This window comes from Burkholderia sp. F1 (assembly GCF_050813845.1).
Classification (GTDB): Bacteria; Pseudomonadota; Gammaproteobacteria; order Burkholderiales; family Burkholderiaceae; genus Burkholderia; species Burkholderia ubonensis.
Map to the genome: position 1 here is coordinate 2,272,233 of NZ_CP172422.1, position 19,580 is coordinate 2,291,812.

Consider the following 19,580-nt stretch of genomic DNA (forward strand, 5'->3'; position numbering starts at 1 on the left):
TTTTTGGTTGGAGAACACATGCGAGCCATCATTCTTGCGGCAGGCCTCGGCTTGCGCCTGCAGCAACCTCCCGAAGCGCAATTCCCGAAGTGTCTGCTGCGCTTCGACGACGCCTCGCTGCTCGAGCGCCACCTGCGCGTGCTCGACGCGGCCGGCGTCGACGAGATCGTGCTGGCGCTGGGCTTCCAGTCCGACAAGGTCGAGGCGGAACTCAAGCGCCTCGGCCGCCGCGCGGAAATCGTGCTGAACGACCGCTACGATCTCGGCAGCGTGCTGACCGTGCATACGGCCGCCGACGCGATGACGCGCGGCGGCGACGTGCTGCTGATGGACGCCGACGTGCTGTACGACGAAAGCATCCTGCACGCGCTCGTGGCCAACCCCGACCAGCCGGTCGACCGCCTGCTGATCGACCGCGATTTCGAAGCGGGCGACGAGCCCGTCAAGCTGTGCCTGAAGAACCGCGTGCCCGTCGAACTGCGCAAGCAGCTCGCGGTCGACCTCGACTACGACACGATCGGCGAATCGGTCGGCTTCTTCCGCTTCACCGAGCACACCGCGCGCCGCCTGGCGGCGATCGTCGCGGGCTACGTCGACAGCGGCCGCGCGAACATGCCGCACGAGGAAGCCGTGCGCGACCTGCTGCTCGAAGGCGGCCATTCGTTCGACGTCGCCGACGTGACGGGCGCGCCGTGGATCGAGATCGACTTCCCGAACGATGTCGCGCGCGCCACGCAGGACATCCTCCCCCTGATTCAACGCACCACCGCCGGAGCTGCACGATGAACGCACGCGAACCCAACTTCACCGAATCGCGCAGCGCGCGCCTGCGCCGCATGCTCGTCAGCAGCGACCTCGAATTCCTGATGGAAGCGCACAACGGCCTGTCCGCGCGGATCGTCCGCGAGGCGGGCTTCACGGGGATCTGGGCGTCCGGCCTCGCGATCTCCGCGCAGTTCGGCGTGCGCGACAACAACGAGGCGAGCTGGACCCAGGTCGTCGACGTGCTCGAATTCATGGCCGACGCGAGCGACCTGCCGATCCTGCTCGACGGCGACACCGGCTACGGCAACTTCAACAACGTGCGCCGCCTCGTGAAGAAGCTCGAGCAGCGCGGCATCGCGGGCGTGTGCATCGAGGACAAGCAGTTTCCGAAGACCAACAGCTTCATCGACGGCGAGCGCCAGCCGCTCGCCGAGATCGACGAGTTCTGCGGCAAGATCAAGGCCGGCAAGGATTCGCAGAGCGACCCTGACTTCTCGATCGTCGCGCGCGTCGAGGCGCTGATCGCCGGCTGGGGGATGGACGAGGCGCTGCGCCGCGCGAACGCGTATGCGGAAGCCGGCGCGGACGCGATCCTGATCCACAGCAAGCTGTCGCGCCCGGACGAGATCCTGCAGTTCGCGCGCGAATGGAGCGGCAAGGCGCCGCTCGTGATCGTGCCGACCAAGTACTACAGCACGCCGACCGACGTGTTCCGCCAGGCCGGCATCAGCACCGTGATCTGGGCGAACCACCTGATCCGCGCATCGGCGTCCGCGATGCAGGCCGTCGCGCGCGAGATCCACGCAAACGAAACACTGATCAACGTCGAAGACCGCGTCGCGTCGGTCAACGAAATCTTCCGCCTGCAGGACGCCGACGAGTATTCGGCGGCCGAGCGCATCTACCTGTCGTCGTCGTCGCGCGCGTCGAACGCCGCGATCGTGCTCGCCGCGAGCCGCGGCAAGGGGCTGGAAGCCGTCACCGAGGACAAGCCCAAGGTCATGCTGCCGGTCGCCGGCAAGCCGCTCCTGCGCTGGCTCGTCGACGGCTTCAAGAAGCACGGCGTGAACGACATCACCGTGGTCGGCGGCTACCGCGCCGACGCGATCGACACGTCGGGCATCAAGGTCGTCGTCAACGAGCGTCATGCGCAGACGGGCGAGCTCGCATCGCTCGCGTGCGCGGCCGAGCGCCTGACCGGCGACACCGTGATCTCGTACGGCGACCTGCTGTTCCGCAGCTACATCCTGCGCGATCTCGCGGAAAGCGAGGCGGAATTCAGCGTCGTCGTCGATTCGTCGCTGACGCAGCCGTCGAACCAGAGCGTGCGCGACTTCGCGCTCTGCTCGGCCGCCGACGACCGCGGCCTGTTCGGCCAGAAGACCTACCTGCAGCGCGTGTCGAGCGACGTCGCCGAAGGCACGCCGCACGGCCGCTGGATCGGCCTCCTGAACGTGCGTGGCGCGGGCGTCGCGCGCCTGAAGGCGATGCTCGCGACGCTGCAGGCGCGCGCTGATTTCGACACGCTCGACATCCCCACGCTCCTCAACGAACTGATCGCCGCCGGCGAGAAGATCGAGGTGCAGTACGTGCACGGCCACTGGCGCGGCGTCAACGACCTGGAAGACTTCCGCCGCGCGGGCGACTTCGCGCACGGCCAGACGCCGCTGTCCGAACCGGGCGCCGGCAACGGAGGCGCGCAATGATCGAAGCGGCCCAGTTCGTCGAGGCCGCCCGCGCGCGCGGCTTCGACTGGTACGCGGGCGTGCCCTGCTCGTACCTGACGCCGTTCATCAACTACGTGCTGCAGGACCCGACGCTGCACTACGTGTCGGCCGCGAACGAAGGCGACGCGGTCGCGCTGATCGCTGGAGCGACGCTCGGCGGCAAGCGCGGGATCGCGATGATGCAGAACTCGGGGCTCGGCAATGCGGTGAGCCCGCTCACGTCGCTCACGTGGACGTTCCGCCTGCCGCAGCTCCTGATCGTCACGTGGCGCGGCCAGCCGGGCGTGCCCGACGAGCCGCAGCACGCGCTGATGGGGCCGATCACGCCCGCGATGCTCGACACGATGGAGATCCCGTGGGAGACCTTCCCGACCGACCCCGAAGCGGTCGGCCCGGCGCTCGACCGCGCGATCGCGCACATGGACGCAACCGGCCGCCCGTACGCGCTCGTGATGCAGAAAGGCAGCGTCGCGCCGTATGAGCTGAAGGCCAATCCGGCGGCGACGCCGCGCGCGCACGTCGCCGCGCAGTCGTCGTCGCGCGCTGAATCGGCCAATGCGGCGGCCGACGCGCGGCCGACCCGCCACGACGCGCTGCAGCGCGTGATCGCGCACACGCCGGTCGACTCGACCGTCGTGCTCGCATCGACCGGCTTCTGCGGCCGCGAGTTGTACGCGCTCGACGACCGCCCGAACCAGCTGTACATGGTCGGCTCGATGGGCTGCGTGACGCCGCTCGCGCTCGGCCTCGCGCTCGCGCGGCCCGACCTGAAGGTCGTCGCGGTCGACGGCGACGGCGCCGCGCTGATGCGCATGGGCGCGTTCGCGACGCTCGGCGCCTACGGCCCCGCGAACCTCACGCACGTGCTGCTCGACAACGGCGCGCACGAATCGACGGGCGGCCAGGCCACCGTGTCGCAGCACGTGTCGTTCGCCGGCGTCGCCGCCGCGTGCGGCTACGCGTCGGCGGTCGAAGGCGAGTCGCTCGACGTGCTCGACGCGGCGCTGTCCGCACAATCGGACGGCGCGCAGTTCGTGCGCGTCGCGATCCGCACCGGCGTGCCCGACGGGCTGCCCCGCCCGACCGTCACGCCGGTCGAGGTCAAGACCCGCCTGATGCGGCACATCGGCGCCGCGCAGACTGAAGCCCACGCTGAAGGAGCCCTTTGATGCTGCTGCTGAACCCCGGCCCGGTAACGCTGACCGAACGCGTGCGCCGCAGCCTGCTGCAACCCGACCTGTGCCATCGCGAAAGCGAGTTCTTCGACCTGCAGGACGAGGCGCGCGCGCGGCTCGTCGCCGCGTACGACCTCGATCCGGCCGAATGGGCCGCCGTGCTGATGACGGGCTCGGGCACCGCCGCCGTCGAAAGCATGATCGCGGCGCTCGTCCCGCAGGGCGGCAAGCTGCTCGTGATCGAGAACGGCGTGTACGGTGAGCGGATCGCGCAGATCGCGACGCAGTACGGAATCGCGCACGACGTGCTGAAGCACGAATGGATGCAGGCCCCCGACCTTGCGCAGATCGCCGCGCGGCTCGACGCGGGCGGCTTCTCGCATGTCGCCGTGATCCATCACGAAACGACGACCGGCCGCCTGAACGATCTCGGCGCGATCGCCGGCGTGTGCCGCGCGCGCGGCGTGAAGCTGCTCGTCGACGGCGTCAGCAGCTTCGGCGCGGAAGCGATCGATTTTGCCGGCGGCGACATCGACGCGGTCGCGGCGACCGCGAACAAGTGCCTGCACGGCGTGCCGGGCGCGGCGTTCGTGATCGTGCGCCGCGGCGCGCTCGCGCAGGCCGCGAGCCGCACGTACTACCTCGACCTCGGCCGCCTCGCGAAGCTGCAGGACCAGCGCAACACGCCATTCACGCCGTCGGTGCACGCGTACTACGCGCTCGTCGAGGCGCTGCGCGAATTCGACGAAGCCGGCGGCTGGCGCGCGCGCCACGCGCGCTACAAGGCGCTCGCCGACCAGGCGCAAGCGGGCCTCGCCGCGCGCGGGATGCCGCTCGTCCTGCCGGAAGGCGCGTCGTCGGTCGTGCTGCGCGCGTACCGCCTGCCGCAGGGCGTGACGTACGAGCAGCTGCACGACGGGCTGAAGGCGCGCGGCTTCGTGATCTACGCGGGGCAAGGCGGGCTGTCGAAGGAACTGTTCCGCATCTCGACGATGGGCGCGATCGAGGCGGCCGACGTCGAGCGGCTGCTGGACGGGTTCAGCGCGTTGACACGGTGAGCGCCGCGCACCTGTCTACATGAAAAAACCCCAAGGGTCGGATCTATGTCCAACTCCTGGGGTTCAGTTCACAAGGGCCTTTTTTCTTGTCGACGGGGCGGTAGCCGGCCAGACAGCCGACCGGTTCTTCGGAGCCGTCGCGCGTCTTTATGGCGCGGCCTCCCGGTCGACCAGACTGGCCCCCGCCGTCTCACGCACCTTCGGCGAGTCCGTTGTACGCGTCCATCACACGTCCGGAATACGCAAGCGCCGCCCCGGCGTTCATCGCGACAGCAACGCCGAGGGCCTCCGTCAGCTCGGCTTTCGATACGCCAAGCTCGATCGCCTTCTTCACGTGATTCGCAATGCAGCTATCGCATCGGGTCGTGACGGCGACGGCCAGCGCAATCAGCTCGCGCGTCTTCGCATCCAGATTGCCGGTTTCGGCGCCCGCCTGATGCAGCATCCGATACCCGTCGATCGTCAAAGGACTCAATTCCTTGATGTCCTTCATGCTTTGTCCGATCTTCGGCAAGAATTGTCGCCAGTTTTTCAGCACGAAACGTGTCTCCCAAATCAAGTCAGTTAACCAGTTCAATGGAGTTGCAACGCAGACAACGAAGCCGGGCGGCACTGAAAAAATCCCGAGCGCCGCTCGCCGCGAGGTGCCAAATGATACGCAGGAACACGCCGGCCCGCCTCGAGGATAGCGACGACTCGAAGCCCGGGCGCTGCGAGCAGGACCGGGAGGGATCGAAGGCCCTCGATCCCGGCGCGCCGCCTACTCCGCGACTTTCGGCCCGATGCCGTCGGACGACGCCGGCATCCTCATCGCGTCGCCCATCGCGCGCCGCCCCGCCCGCGCCGAATAACGTTCCTTGAGCCGCAGGAACGGCTTTTCGACGAGAAAGTAGCTGGCGGTGGCCGCCGCGAACGCCTCCAGGATGCCGAGCGGAAACCCATGCGGGATCGGCAGATTCGGATTGGCGAACGGTTGCTGCCACAAATACAGGCTGAATGAGATCGTGCCGACAAACACCATCGGCGCGGTGCGCAATAATCGCGCGCACCATAAATCGTTTCGAAAATTGAGCACGACAATCAGGATGCCGATCAACGCCGCTTCGATCGTCACGCCGTAAGTGATATTCCAGATTCCGCGCAATTTCGCTTCAACCACCGGCATCCCTAATAACACGACGCAAACGATTGCGGTGACGATGTGCGCTTCGCCTCGCCATGAGCGGATCCACGCCTCCAGCCGCTGCCGGTTGAGCGCCACGTAGCAGCCGATCAGGATCGGATCGATGCCCGTGTGGAACATCATGCGCAGTTGGCCGCGCAGCGCCGGCGCGGCGAAATAGGTGCCCGTGCGGACGAGCGGCACGATCAGGATCAGCGCCGCCAGCCAGCGCGTGTTATTGCGCCGCACGGCGAACAGGAGCAGCAGCGGCCAGAACCAGTAGAACTGCTCCTCGAGCGCCAGCGACCAGAAATGGCCGAGATACCACGCGCCGTCGGGATGCAGCGCGGTGTCGGCGCTCAGGCCGAGCCCGACCGAATAATTCCACAGATGCAGCGCGGCAAGCGCCCACTGGCGCGGGCTGACGTCGATCCACCCCGCCACCGCCAGGATCGCGACGACCGCGAGATACGCGTAGCATGCCGGCCAGATCCGCAGCGCGCGCCGGACATAGAACGGCGCCAGCGCGATGCTTCCCGTGCGCCTCAGTTCGCCCAGCAGCACGTTGGTGATCAGGAATCCGCTGAGGACGAAGAAGATCAGCACGCCGAGCCGGCCGTCGGCCAACAGCCGCAGCGGCGCGAGCCAGCCCGTATAGCCGCCGGGCGCGACGTGTTCCGCATGTCCGACGACGACCATCGTCACCGCGACGGCGCGCAACCCGGTAAGCTGCTGGACGCGATGTGTCATGGACTCGTTTCCATCGGAATGGCGAATGGCCGGTTTGTTGATTGGTGTTTGTGAATGGCATGCCGATATGTCGTCCGCAGTTTCGTCGAAAAATATCGAAATGAAATTGCTTCAAAAATATCTGCGCCGATATCGGGATCGAATACCCGACAACGGAATCCGGCTCCCCTCGACGTGAAGCGGGAAATTGGAACGTTTCGCTCCGGCCGATGATTGCGCGACGCAGCCGTCTTGCGCGGGCTGCGCCGCATGCCTCAGTGACGGGGCCTGGAATCGACGGATGCGGAACAGGCCGGCATGCACGTCATGCCGTCCGGCCGAGCGATGCCGATGCCTGAACACCCGCCTGCTGCGCATGCCGTGTCAACAAACGCAGGGCCACGTCGAAATGACGCTTTTGCCCCCACAGCGTGCGATCGCCGACGACGTACAGATATTTCTTCGCGCGCGTGACCGCGACGTTCAGCAAGTTCGGTTCGACCGACGCCCAGTCCATTGCGCCTTCGTGTCGCGCGTCGCAGCCAAGCACGAAAAAGACGACATCGCTTTCCTTGCCCTGAAACGTGTGTACCGTCCCGACGCATGTCCGGATCCATTTCGACAGATCCGCCGGCGGGTGTTTTCCGGTACCGGTCAGCGCCTGCTCCCAGCGCGCGCGGTCGCGCAACAGGTCGACCAGGCCGCGCTTGACATGCCTGAACGGCGTAATGACGAAGGCGTCGGGCATGACGCCGTCGGCCTGATCCGTTTGCCGATAAAGGCGCACCAGCGCGTCGAATACGCGCATCCCCTGCTTCGCGACATACTTCGACTCGTCCGCGCTCGGGCCGCGGACGTCCCACCAGTCGCTCGCGCCCAGGACCGGATGCGGAGCCGGACGATGGGAATCGCTCGCCTTCACCTTTTTTTCGTGCAACATGCGCCCGCCATAGGCGATCGTGTTCGCGATCTCGAACATGGGATCGTGACAGCGCCGGTGGACGAGCAACGGGATGCCGACGAACTGTTCGGGCGTCGTCGGATGCCTGACGCCAAATGCGCAAATGCGGTCGGCAAATGACTGAACCGAGTGGTGATTGACCGCAAAGCGTGCGCGCCGTGTCGCGAGCCAGTGCTCGCCGAGATTCGCGAGCAATTGGGTCGACTGCGTGACGACCGGCGGAATCTGCAGCGGATCGCCGACGGCCACGACACGTTGCGCGCGCATCATCGCGCCGACCGCGGCTTGCGGAACCGCCTGCCCGGCCTCGTCGATCACCAGCCACCCCAGATCCTCGGGCCCCAGGCCGGCAAACTGCTGTCGAACCGAAGCGAACGTGCTCGACACGACCGGCGTCAGCATGAAGAACCATTGCCATAGCGCTTTCGCACCGCTTGCCGGCGGGCGCGACAGGAGCAGATTCGACAGCGCGAAGACAAGGTCGTTGAAACGCGGTTGTTCGGCGTGAACGTTGAGGAAGAACGCTTCGTGCAACGTCATGGCTGACGCGAACAACTCGCTTCTCAGCGTATTGAGCGCCTCGCATTGCCAGAACGCGTGCTTTTGACTGGACGCCCGTTCGACTTCCTCGCCATGCGCCAGGTCCACGCCGCTCCAAAGCGGCACGCGATACCTGGCGCGGATCTGCTCGGCCTCGTCGAGATCGTCGCGGACGTTGCGCAGCAAGTGCGCGGCCTCGGTCGCCGTGCGCCAGCCCCGGTACGCGTCGCGCCGGATCCACTTCGATGCCCAACGGATCCAGGACGGACCGAGCCGGCGCTCGAAGTGCAGCGCATCCCTGTCGAGCCGTGCGATGCGCGATTCGAGCCGATCGCGCTGCTTCGCCAGATTGCTGCGGCTGAGCGGCTCGACCTCGGGGCAGTGCTCAACGACCTGCGTCCAGATCGCCTCGAGCGCGATCAAGTGCGCGTCCAGCCGCTCAAGTTCGCGCCGGGCGGCCTCGAACGCCTCCCGAGCGGACTGGAAACGCAATTGGGCAGTCCGGAAAGGAACGCGGACGCTCCCACGCTCGCGCCAGTAACGCCAGTACGTCATCGCGCCTTGCGCGTCCCAACTGTCAAAATCGACCTCGTCGTTGCGCAGGAAACGATCGCCGGGCTTGTCATTGGGCGTCGCCGCGTAGTGGTTGAAGATGTTGCTGAAAAGCCGTCGATTGGCACGCTTGCCGAGCGCCGCCGCAACCAGGCCCCAGACCGGTTCTTCGAGTTTCCACGGCTTCGATGCGTGACTCCCCGCGTATTTCGTGGCGACCGGCCCGAAGTAGGACAGCCGGTCGCGCAGGCTCTCATCGACATGACGGCTCTGCGGCAGTTCGAGCGACAGATTCTCGACCGCCACGTTATTGGTGGATGCAACGACGATCTCGAATCCCGTCAGGGCGGGCGCGAGCACGGGCAGTGGATAGGTTTTCTTCCCGATCTCGGCCTCGACGCACTCACCGGTCAGGCCGTCCCGCCAATGCGGCAATGCCGCCAGCACGTTCGCGCGCTCGACGAGCAGGTGTGCGATCAGGTCGCGCAGCAGCGTTGTCTTGCCGGTTCCGGGCGGACCGTTGACGGCCAGGATCTCGCCGACGGGCAGCGTCTTCATCCGGTTGAGCGAATACTGCTGCATCAACGACTGCACATGTCGAGGCGCAGACGGCCAGCGCCCTGCGATACCGTTCGCCGGCCGCAGGGTGTCGACAATTTCCCGCTGCCCGGCAGGATATTCGTCGAGATCGAGCTTCGACGTATCGTGACTCGCCAGATAGGCGCGCAACGCGCGTGGTGGCGCCCCGGACTTCAGGCTGCGACGCGCGTCGGCGAGATCGCGCACGTAGAAGCTATTCAGGATCGGCAGGTCGGAGCCGGCGGCATCCTCTTCCGCGTCGCCGTCCGCGCTCGCTCCGTCGAGGCCGGCTTGCGGTGTCGCATCGTCGTCCGCGCGAAGTGCCGCACGCGGTAGTGCCGGCCGTCCATTGCTGGCCGGCCTGATCACCATGTACGCAAGCAACCCGCTGCGCGGCGCCAATCCCGCCCATGCATGCAGCCGGTCCACCATCGCCGACAACACGTCGAAATCGATCTCGGTCGCGTTGCCGAGCAGCACGACGAAGTCGCGCTTGAGCATGGCGGCGTCCGCTTCGAAGGCCTCTGCGCTCAGATCCGACAACTCGCCATCGCGCAACCGCCCAAGCGCCCACGGCAGCGCAGAGACGCTCAGGTTGCCCCCGCCCGATCGCTCTCCCGCCCCGATCGTCAGCTTGGCGAAGCAGGTCAACCCCTCCGGAGCCATCTCCTCGTCCCGGACTCGCTCGATCACGGTCCGCGCAGCCGCGCGGGCCGCCACATGCTCGTCGATGAGACGCGTGGCGACCGATACGTCGAACGGCACGAGGTACAGGTCGCCCGCTTGCCCGACCGCAGCTTCCCAGCTGTCACGCGCCGTGGAGTCGGCATGAACGCAAATCGTGGTCAGTCGACGATCGCGCGCGTGGTCAAGCTGATCGTCGAGATCGTAGCTGTTGAAGAATTCGACGCTGTGCCAATAGTCGAGCACCGCATCCATGTCGCATGTCATCTCTCTCGGCCCTGCCTGTCTAATTATCTGACGAATCCGAAGGTTAGCTCAAACGCTTCAGGCCGTCCCGATTGCGGCATGGGTCGGCTGCCCCGGGCGGGGCCTGCGCCGCGGCGGCGCAGGCAGAAACGCGCGCCGTGACACCGGCCGCATCATTCTTCGGCATAATGCCTGCCACACCCTTACCGTCCTCGTGCCCATGTACCCCCCCATCGAACCCTACGCCCACGGCTACCTCGACACCGGCGACGGCCACCAGGTCTACTGGGAGCTGTGCGGCAACCCGCAAGGCAAGCCGGCCGTGTTCCTGCACGGCGGCCCCGGCGCCGGCTGCAGCCCCGACCATCGCCGGCTTTTCGATCCCGCGCGCTACAACGTGCTGCTGTTCGACCAGCGCGGCTGCGGCCGGTCGACGCCGTACGCGAGCCTCGACCACAACACGACCTGGGATCTCGTCGCCGACATCGAGCGGCTGCGCGAGATGGTCGGCGCCAGCCAGTGGCTCGTGTTCGGCGGCTCGTGGGGCAGCGCGCTCGCGCTGGCCTACGCGGAAACCCACCCGGAACGCGTGAGCGCGCTGATCGTGCGCGGCATCTTCACGATGCGCCGCGCGGAACTGCTGTGGTACTACCAGGAAGGTGCGTCGTGGCTGTTCCCGGACCTGTGGGACCAGTACCTGGCGCCGATCCCGGAGCACGAGCGCGGCGACCTGATGGCCGCGTACCACCGCCGCCTGACCGGCGACGACGAAGCCGCGAAGCTGGAAGCCGCGCGCGCATGGAGCCTGTGGGAAGGCCGCACGATCACGCTGCTGCCCGATCCCGCGCTCGCCGAGCACTTCGGCGACGGACACTACGCGCTCGCGTTCGCACGCATCGAAAACCACTACTTCGTGAACCGCGGCTTCGTCGACGAGGGCCAGCTGCTGCGCGACGCGCATCGCCTGGCCGGCATTCCGGGCGTGATCGTCCAGGGGCGCTACGACATCGCGACGCCCGCGCGCACCGCGTGGGATCTGTCGAAGGCGTGGCCCGAAGCGTCGTTCGAGATCGTGCCCGACGCCGGCCATGCGTATAACGAGCCGGGAATCCTGAAGGCGCTGCTCGCGGCGACGGACCGGTTCGCGGGGTAGTCGAATCGCGCCGCCGCGCGCCGGGGTAAAACCGATACTTGAAGGATGCGCGCATGCCGCGCGGCGTCAATGTCTGAAGGAAGACTGGCGCCCTGAAAACAGGCGACACGGCGTTTGATCAACGCCGTGGATTACCGCGGATAAAACTGGAAATACACGGTGCCGTCGGAAGTCGCGTACGCGGAGCAATCCAGATTGCCCGCTGTACGCCTGATTACTTTGCCAGGACTGCGTTGCTCCAGTGCGAGCGCGGCCATGCTCGCCAATGTTTCAACATGTACTTGTGCAGAAGTGGCCGGATCGGCCGCTTGCGCGACTGCGACCAGTACTGCCATGTTCTTCTCCGTTATTCCGGATGCGTTATTCTCGACATTGACCGCGAGATCGCGAAGTAATTCGTTGCCCGTATCGATCACACCTATCAGAACGACGTCAGGACCGACCCTCTCCGTCATTCGATCAAGGCGAATATCGTGAATGATCTCCAATGTCGCGAGCTCATAACCGCTGGACACCAAGCGGTTGTATGCGGTGCGGAACTGTTCCGGCGTTATCCCGAAATCGCTGCGCGCCCCTCCCACGGCGGGCGAGGTCGACACCGCCGACGCGGCGTCAGCGACCGGCACCGATTCGCTCGACTGGTCGACGACGGCCTTCGCTGCTTCCTTCCTTTCCGGAACAACGAACGCCGCCAGGCCCACCCCAATCAACAATGCCAATATGCCGCCGAGGAGCAGTTCCCCGCTGTTCGGCACTGCGCCCGTTTTCTTGTTTCAATTGCTGACGGGAAAATCGAGCAGATAACCGCGCAAACGAAAAGCAGAAGGCCAGTCAAAAACAAAACCCAGGCAACAAGAAGCATTGGCTGGTCCTATTTGAATAATTTTTGATGATACCAGCACGCAAAGCCCCGAACATTCACTCGCCGCCGTCCGCCTCCAGCGGCTCGACCGTCACCCCCACCCTCAGCTCCTGATCGGCGCCGCCGCCGCGGATCACGCCGCGCAGCGGCGTCACGTCCGCGTAGTCGCGGCCGATCGACAGCATCACGTAGTCGTCGCCCGGCGCGCGATCGTTGGTCGGATCGAGCTGCAGCCAGCCGCCGTCCTCCGGCCACGCCGGGTCGTACACCTCGACCCACGCATGCGACGCGTCCGCACCGATCAGCCGCGGCTGCCCCGGCGGCGGCTGCGTCAGCAAATAGCCGCTCACGTACCGTGCGGCCAGCCCGAGCGAGCGCAGCGCGCCGATCATCACGTGCGCGAAATCCTGGCAGACGCCCTGACGCAGCGCGAGCGCATCGAGCGCGGTCGTCGTCACGTCGGTGCTGTTCGGCGCATACGTGAATTCCGCGTGGATGCGCCGCATCAGGTCCCACGCCGCCTGCACGAGCGGCCGGCCGGGCGTGAAGCTGACCGCCGCATACGCGGCCAGCGCCGGATCGCACGCGACGTGCGGCGATGCGAATACGAATTCGCTCGCCTCATCGTATGGCTGCCCCGCGCGAAAACAGAACCGCTCGCGCACCGCTTCCCACGCGCTCGCCCGCGCCGGGTCCGGCTGCGCGATCGCGGGCGGCGGCTCGCCGCGCGCGCTGGCCGACCAGACGGGCGGCGTCACCCGCACGACGCTGCGGCTGCGCACGAACAGCGCGTCGTGCGGCTGGTTCAGCGCGAACGACGTGCGCGCGTTGCCGAACGCATCGGTCTCGGCGCCGACGCTCTCCGGCGCGGGTTCGATGTCGAGCGCGAACGACAGTACCTGCTGGCGCGGCGTCGCGAGCGGCGTCAGGCGCGCCTGGTGCTGCGCGGATTCGACCCGCGCCGCGTAGCGGTACTCGGTGTCATGCGTGACGCGCAACAGCCGGCCGGTGACGGGCGCGGCAGGCGCAGCCGCATCCGGTGCGGGCGGCGCCTTCGCCGCGGACCGGGTCGTCGTCACCATAGCGTCCTGCCCGCCTCGCGCACGTGGCTGAAATAGCGTTCGCCGATCCGGTTCGACAGTTCCCACACGGCCTTCGCGGTCGTGTCGAGGCGGTCGAGCAGCCGGTCGTGGCGGCCATCGTCGCCGGTTTCGCACAACTCGTGCAGCGACCAGCCGGGCACGTCCGGTATCACGTCGGCCAGCTCGGACAGCGCGTAGCCCTCGCTGCGCTCGACCTTCGTCAAACGTCCGCGCATCGCCTGCACGACCCACGCGAGCGAGCGCGGATTGTCGGTGTCGAGCACGACGAGCGACAGCAGCGGCGCGACGTCGAAGCCGCGCTGGAAGCGCGAGCGGAACGTGATCGCGCTGTCGAACAGCTCCAGCACCAGCTCGAAGCCATCCTGCTTGTGCACCGCGCCCTCCTCGAACGCGAATCGCAGCACGCTGCACAGGAAGTCCAGCCGGTCGATCTGCCGGCCGATCGACAGCAGCCGCCAGCCGTCGTCGCGCGTCATGTTGTCGGTCTGCGCGCCCGTGATCGCGCCGAGCAGCAGGCCGAGCCGTTCGAGCAGCTGCAGCGCTTCATTGCCGAGCTGCTCCTCCGCTTCGGCGTTGCCGGTGCTGTCGGCGAACAGCTGGGTCGCGTCGTCGATCAGCCGCCATTGCTCGCTCGACAGCCGCTCGCGAATCGCGGCCGCCGCGCCGCGCATCCCGAACAGGCACGACGCGACGCCCGCCGCGCGGTCGGCGCCGCGCGTCAGCGATACGGCGAGCGCATGCTGGAACGCGCGCGGCGCGTCGACGGCGCTCGGCGCGTCGGCCGCAATCAGGCCCGTATCGCGGCACAGTGTGTCGATCAGCTCCAGATGCGCGGGGCTGTCCGCGTCGTCCTCGCCGCGCAGCCGTTCGAGCGCCGCGCGCGCGAGCCGCATCAGGTTGGTCGCGCGCTCGGTGTAGCGCCCGAGCCAGAACAGGTTCTCCGCCGCGCGGCTCGCGATCGCGCGCGGCTGCGCAGTGGTCAGGTCCTCCGCGCTGAGGTGGGTCTGCAGCAGCGTCGTCGCATCGACGACGCCTTCCGTCATCACCCACGTATCGACCGTGCTGCCGCCGCGCGGCATCGGCGCGTTGAACAGCGCGTCGCGCGCGCCGACCCGCGACAGCCCGCCGGGCAGCACGCGCCAGCGCGCCGCGCCGTCCGCGAGCGCGAACACCCGCAGCAGCAGCGGCTTCGGCACGATCCGCGCGCCGCCGTTGCCGTAGGCGTCGCTCGGCTCGCGGTGGCCCGGCCACGTCGGCGCCTGCGACAGCGGCAGGTCGGCCTGCACCGTGTAGTGCGCCGGCTGCGCGAGGATTCGCGCGCGCCATTCGGCGAGCTGCGCGTGCGTGAGCCGCGCGCCGATCACCGGCTCGAAGCCGCCGCCCGCCTGCACATCCGGCGGGAACGACGGCTTGATGATGCAGCGCGCGAGCTGCGGCAGCGCGTCCTCGCACGCGGCCGGCTCGCCGCACCACCACGAATGCACGGCCGGCAGCGTCAGCGTAACGCCGAGCAGGCTTTCCGCGAGGCGCGGCAGGAAGCCGAGCATGCCCGGCGATTCGAGGAAGCTCGAGCCCGGCGCGTTCGCGAGCAGCACGTTGCCCGCGCGCACCGCCTGCAGCAGCCCCGGCACGCCGAGCAGCGAATCGGGGCGCAGCTCCAGCGGATCGAGCCACGCGTCGTCGACGCGCCGCAGGATCCCGTGCACGGGTTCGAGCCCGCGCAGCGTCTTCAGGAACACATGGTTGTCGCGCGCGGTCAGGTCGCCGCCCTCGACCAGCGTGAGGCCGAGGTAGCGCGCGAGATACGCATGCTCGAAATACGTCGCGCTGTGCGGCCCCGGCGTCAGCAGCACGATCCGCGAGTTCTTCCCCGCCGGGCTCAGCGCCTGCATGCTCTGCAGCAGCGCGCGATAGCTCGCCGCGAGCCGCTGCACGCGCAGCCCGCGGAAGGTGCGCGGCAGCAGGCGCGACACGATCAGGCGGTTTTCCAGCAGATAGCCGAGCCCGGCCGCGCCCTGCGTGTGATGCGCGATCACCCGCCACTGGCCGTCCGGCCCGCGCGCGAGATCGAATGCGGCGACGTGCAGCCACGTGTCGCCGGGCACCCGCGCGCCGCGCATCGCGCGCAGGTAGCCGGGATGCCCGGTGACGAGCGCGGGCGGCAGCAGCCCGCGCCGCAGGATGGTCTGCGGCCCGTAGAGGTCGGCCAGCATCGCGTTGAGCAGCCGCACGCGCTGCAGCACGCCGCGCTCGATCGCGGCCCAGTCCTGCGACGTGACGATCAGCGGCAGCAGGTCCAGCGACCACGGGCCGGTCGCGCCGTCGCCGGCGCGCTGCTCGTGCAGCGGGTAGAACAGGCCGTTCTCGCGCATGCGCCGCTGCAGCGCGTCCGCGCGGCGGTCGAGATCGGCGACGCCGTCGCTGCCGAGGTGCGTGAAGAACGCGCGCCACGCGGGCGCGAGCGCGGGCGCATGCAGGCCGGCCGCGCTGCCGCGCAGCTCGTCGTAGCGGCCGGCGGCTGCCGGCGCGGCTAGCGCGGCGGCCAGCTCGGCGGCGTCGGGCTGCAACCCGGTATCGAAGAGCGTGTGCATCGCGTCGGCGGCGGCGAGATCGTCGGGGTGAATGGGCGGCACGGTGTCGGTCTGTCTCGAGTCAGGAGGCGGTCGCGCATGCAGGCCGCCACGGTGCGCGGCGGCCCGGTGCGACCGCACTCTGCCGGCATCCTAGCATTCCGGCGGGGCCGCCATCGGCCGGCGCGCATGGTCGCCCCGGCCGCCCGCAAATCGTCATCGTGCCTCCTCTGCGCACCGCTCAGGGCCGCCGCAGGTCCAGCGTGAACGGGAACTCGCGGCTCGGCGCGGCCGGCGCCACCGCCATCCGCCCTGGCGTATGCCCCATCGCGACGAAACGCGCGAGCCGCCGGCTCTCGGCCTCGTACGCGTTGACCGGGAACGTCGCGTAGTTGCGCCCGCCCGGATGCGCGACGTGATACCGGCAGCCGCCGAGCGAGCGCTGCATCCACGTATCGACGATGTCGAACGTCAGCGGCGCATCCACGCCGATCGTCGGATGCAGCGCGGACGGCGGCGCCCACGCCTTGTAGCGCACGCCCGCGACGTATTCGCCGGCGGTGCCGGTCGGCTGCAGCGGCAGCGCGCGGCCGTTGACCGTCACGACATGGCGGTTGTCGTTCAGGCCGGTCACGCGCACCTCGAGCCGTTCGAGCGACGAATCGACGTAGCGCACCGTGCCGCCGACCGCGCCCTCCTCGCCCATCACGTGCCACGGCTCCAGCGCGCCGCGCAGCGTGAGCTGCATTCCGTTCACCGCGATCTGCCCGAACAGCGGGAAGCGGAACTCGAAGTGCGGCGCGAACCACGCCGGATCGAAATCGAAGCCTGCGTCGCGCAGCTCGGCCAGCACGTCGTCGAAATCCATCTTCAGGAACGTCGGCAGCATGAAGCGGTCGTGCAGCGCGGTGCCCCAGCGCGTGAGCGGCGTCGTGTACGGCGCCGCCCAGAAGCGCGCGACCAGCGCGCGCAACAGCAACTGCTGCACGACGCTCATCCGCGCATGCGGCGGCATCTCGAACGCGCGCAGTTCGAGCAGCCCGAGGCGGCCTGTCGGCGAATCGGGCGAATACAGCTTGTCGATGCAGAACTCGCTGCGGTGCGTGTTGCCGGTCACGTCGATCAGCAGGTTGCGCAGCACGCGGTCGACGAGCCACGGCGGCATGTCGCGCCCCTGCAGCAACTGGTTGCGCTGGATCTCCGCGAACGCGATGTCGAGCTCGTAGAGCTGGTCGTTGCGCGCTTCGTCGACGCGCGGCGCCTGGCTCGTCGGGCCGATGAACAAGCCCGAGAACAGATAGGACAGCGACGGATGGTTGTGCCAGTACGCAATCAGGCTCGCGAGCAGGTCCGGGCGCCGCAGGAACGGGCTGTCGGCCGGCGTCGCGCCGCCGAGCACGAAGTGGTTGCCGCCGCCCGTGCCGACGTGGCGGCCGTCGACCATGAACTTCTCGCTGCTGAGCCGCGACTGCCACGCCGCGTCGTACAGGAATTCGGTATGGCCGACGAGCTCGTCGAAACTGTGCGCCGGATGGATGTTGACCTCGATCACGCCCGGGTCCGGCGTCACCTGCAGCAGCTTCAGGCGCGCGTCGCGCGGCGGCGGATAGCCTTCGAGCACGAGCGTCACGCCGAGCGCAGCGGCGGTCAGCTCGATCGCGTCCAGCAGGTCGAGATAATCGTCGAGCGCGGCGAGCGGGGGCATGAACACGTACAGGATGCCGTTGCGCACCTCGACGCACAGCGCGGTGCGCGTGATCCACGCGGCCGATTCGAAGCGCTCGGGATGGCGCGTCGCGTCCGGGGCGGCACGGCGCCCGTCACCCGCCGCGCCGCCTGTCGTGCCACCCGTCGTGCCACCTTCGCGCCACTGCATCACGGCCTGCGCGGACGCCTCGCGATGCACGCCGGCGAGATAGCGCGGCGCATCGCCCGGCCCGGCATGGCGCGCGCGGAACGCGCCGGCGTCCGGCAGCGGCTCGCGCGGCGCGAACGGGTCGCGCTCGACCAGGTAGGGGTAGTCGGCGCGGCCGACCCACGGCAGCGAGTCGAGCGGCAGCCGGTAGCCCATCGGCGAATCGCCGGGCACGAGGTACAGCCGCTCGTCGCGGAAGAACCACGGGCCGGTCTGCCAGCACGGGCCTTCGAGCCCCGGGGATTCATCCGCGCGCCTGAGCGGCAGCACGTAGCCGATCACGCTGTCGAGCCGCTGCTCGAATACCTTGCGCAGCCGCGCGCGCTCCAGTTCGTCGTCGAGCCGAGAGTCGAACGGATCGACGTTGACCGGCAGCCGGCGCTCGCGCCACAGGTAGTACCAGACGTCTTCGTAACCCGGACGGATGAATTCGCCGGTCAGGTTCAGGCGCGCGGCCAGCGCGTCGATGAAGCGCTTCGCGTCGTCGGTCGTCAGGGACGACGGCGCGCGCTCGTCCGCGAACAGCGACGGATCGCGCCAGGCCGGCTGCCCGTCCGCGCGCCAGAAGATCGACAGCGCCCAGCGCGGCAGCTGCTCGCCCGGATACCACTTGCCCTGCCCGAAATGCAGGAAGCCGCCGTGGCCGTACTCGGCGCGCAGCCGCTGCACGAGCTCGGTCGCATAGCCGCGCTTGGTCGGCCCGAGCGCGTCGGTGTTCCATTCCGCGCCGTCGCGGTCGTCGATCGACACGAAGGTCGGCTCGCCGCCCTGCGTGAGCCGCACGTCGCCGGCCGTCAGCGCCGCGTCGACCTGCGCGCCGAGCGCGCGCACCGCGCCCCATTGCGCGTCGGTGTACGGTTTCGTCACGCGCGGCGATTCGTACACGCGCGTGACCGCCATCTCGTGCTCGAACGTGACCTCGCATTCGTCGATCAGCCCCTCGACCGGCGCGGCGCTGGTCGGCTGCGGCGTGCATGCGAGCGGAATGTGCCCTTCGCCGGCGAGCAGGCCCGACGTCGGGTCGAAGCCGATCCAGCCCGCGCCCGGCAAATACACTTCGCACCACGCGTGCAGGTCGGTGAAGTCGACCGCGGCGCCGCTCGGGCCGTCGAGCGACTTGACGTCCGGCGTGAGCTGGATCAGGTAGCCCGACACGAAGCGCGCCGCGATGCCCAGGTGCCGGCACAGCTGCACAAGGAGCCAGCCGCTGTCGCGGCACGAGCCCGACGCGAGTTCGAGCGTCTGTTCGGGCGTCTGCACGCCCGGCTCCATCCGCACCAGATAGCGGATGTCGCGCGCCAGCTTCTGGTTCAGCGCGACGAGGAAGTTCACGGTGCCGGCCGGCGTGCGGTCGATTCCGTCGAGATACGCGCGGAACGCGGGCGACGCGCTCGTCTGCGGATCGCACGCGAGATACGGCGCGAGCTCGGTGCGCAGCGCGTCGTCGTACTGGAACGGGTACTGCTCGGCGCTGCCTTCGAGGAAGAAGTCGAACGGGTTGTAGACCGACATCTCGGCGACGAGATCGACCGTGATCTCGAACTCGCGCGTGCGCTCCGGAAACACGAGCCGGGCCAGGTAGTTCGCAAACGGGTCCTGCTGCCAGTTGATGAAGTGCTGCGCGGGCCGGACCGTCATCGAATACGCGACGATCGGCGTCCGGCAATGCGGCGCGGGACGCAGCCGCACGACCTGCGGGCCGAGAGTGACGAGCCGGTCGTAGCGGTAACGGGTGGTGTGATGCAGCGCGACGTGAATGGGCATGGCGAAGCGGCTCGGTTCAGGTTGGATCGGGCCGT

General features: G+C 68.4%; 12 protein-coding genes. 5 read left to right on the plus strand and 7 right to left on the minus strand.

The features are described from left to right. Window positions 1-18: 18 nt before the first annotated feature. From ACFIMZ_RS28735 to ACFIMZ_RS28750, 4 genes are read left to right on the plus strand one after another with little or no spacing between them, the layout of a single operon-like run. Window positions 19-786, plus strand: coding sequence for an NTP transferase domain-containing protein (locus ACFIMZ_RS28735; protein WP_431822853.1), 768 nt, complete (start codon window positions 19-21; stop codon window positions 784-786). Next, window positions 783-2,471: a phosphoenolpyruvate mutase gene (gene aepX / locus ACFIMZ_RS28740; RefSeq protein ID WP_431822854.1), complete on the plus strand. Its 1,689-nt coding sequence runs from the start codon at window positions 783-785 to the stop codon at window positions 2,469-2,471. Before ACFIMZ_RS28735 ends, aepX begins: the two co-directional genes overlap by 4 nt. Next, complete coding sequence (aepY, locus tag ACFIMZ_RS28745; RefSeq protein ID WP_431822855.1) at window positions 2,468-3,661, plus strand: phosphonopyruvate decarboxylase; 1,194 nt, start codon at window positions 2,468-2,470, stop codon at window positions 3,659-3,661. Before aepX ends, aepY begins: the two co-directional genes overlap by 4 nt. Then, window positions 3,661-4,725 carry a 2-aminoethylphosphonate aminotransferase gene (locus ACFIMZ_RS28750; RefSeq protein ID WP_431822856.1) on the plus strand — a complete coding sequence of 355 codons (1,065 nt, stop codon included), beginning with the start codon at window positions 3,661-3,663 and terminating at the stop codon, window positions 4,723-4,725. The genes aepY and ACFIMZ_RS28750 overlap by 1 nt, the downstream gene beginning before the upstream one ends. Window positions 4,726-4,915: 190 nt before the next feature. On the opposite strand, the gene ACFIMZ_RS28755 is transcribed toward ACFIMZ_RS28750, so the two are convergent. The 3 genes from ACFIMZ_RS28755 to ACFIMZ_RS28765 all read right to left on the minus strand — a co-directional run bounded on the left by ACFIMZ_RS28755 (window position 4,916) and on the right by ACFIMZ_RS28765 (window position 10,187). Next, window positions 4,916-5,260, minus strand: a complete 345-nt coding sequence (locus ACFIMZ_RS28755; protein WP_431825393.1) for a carboxymuconolactone decarboxylase family protein — start codon at window positions 5,258-5,260, stop codon at window positions 4,916-4,918. A gap of 225 nt (window positions 5,261-5,485) precedes the next feature. Continuing rightward, the gene (locus ACFIMZ_RS28760; RefSeq protein ID WP_431822857.1) at window positions 5,486-6,637 is read right to left on the minus strand and encodes an acyltransferase family protein; all 1,152 of its coding nucleotides are present in this window, start codon (window positions 6,635-6,637) and stop codon (window positions 5,486-5,488) included. Between the two features lie 304 nt (window positions 6,638-6,941). Then, entirely contained in the window at window positions 6,942-10,187 is a 3,246-nt protein-coding gene (locus tag ACFIMZ_RS28765; RefSeq protein WP_431822858.1) for a DEAD/DEAH box helicase, read from the minus strand. A 211-nt stretch (window positions 10,188-10,398) separates the two neighbouring features. On the opposite strand from ACFIMZ_RS28765, the gene pip reads away from it, so the two are divergent. Then, window positions 10,399-11,331 (plus strand): prolyl aminopeptidase, encoded by a 933-nt coding sequence (gene pip / locus ACFIMZ_RS28770; protein ID WP_431822859.1) that lies wholly within the window; start codon window positions 10,399-10,401, stop codon window positions 11,329-11,331. A 131-nt stretch (window positions 11,332-11,462) separates the two neighbouring features. Here the strand turns inward: pip and ACFIMZ_RS28775 are convergent, their stop codons facing one another. The 4 genes from ACFIMZ_RS28775 to ACFIMZ_RS28790 form a co-directional block, all read right to left on the minus strand. Further along, window positions 11,463-12,086, minus strand: coding sequence for a hypothetical protein (locus tag ACFIMZ_RS28775; RefSeq protein WP_431822860.1), 624 nt, complete (start codon window positions 12,084-12,086; stop codon window positions 11,463-11,465). A gap of 163 nt (window positions 12,087-12,249) precedes the next feature. Further along, window positions 12,250-13,275, minus strand: a complete 1,026-nt coding sequence (locus ACFIMZ_RS28780; RefSeq protein ID WP_431822861.1) for a transglutaminase family protein — start codon at window positions 13,273-13,275, stop codon at window positions 12,250-12,252. Beyond that, entirely contained in the window at window positions 13,269-15,887 is a 2,619-nt protein-coding gene (locus tag ACFIMZ_RS28785) for a circularly permuted type 2 ATP-grasp protein (RefSeq protein ID WP_431825394.1), read from the minus strand. The genes ACFIMZ_RS28780 and ACFIMZ_RS28785 overlap by 7 nt, the downstream gene beginning before the upstream one ends. A gap of 220 nt (window positions 15,888-16,107) precedes the next feature. After that, window positions 16,108-19,545, minus strand: coding sequence for a DUF2126 domain-containing protein (locus tag ACFIMZ_RS28790; RefSeq protein WP_431822862.1), 3,438 nt, complete (start codon window positions 19,543-19,545; stop codon window positions 16,108-16,110). Window positions 19,546-19,580: the final 35 nt, after the last annotated feature.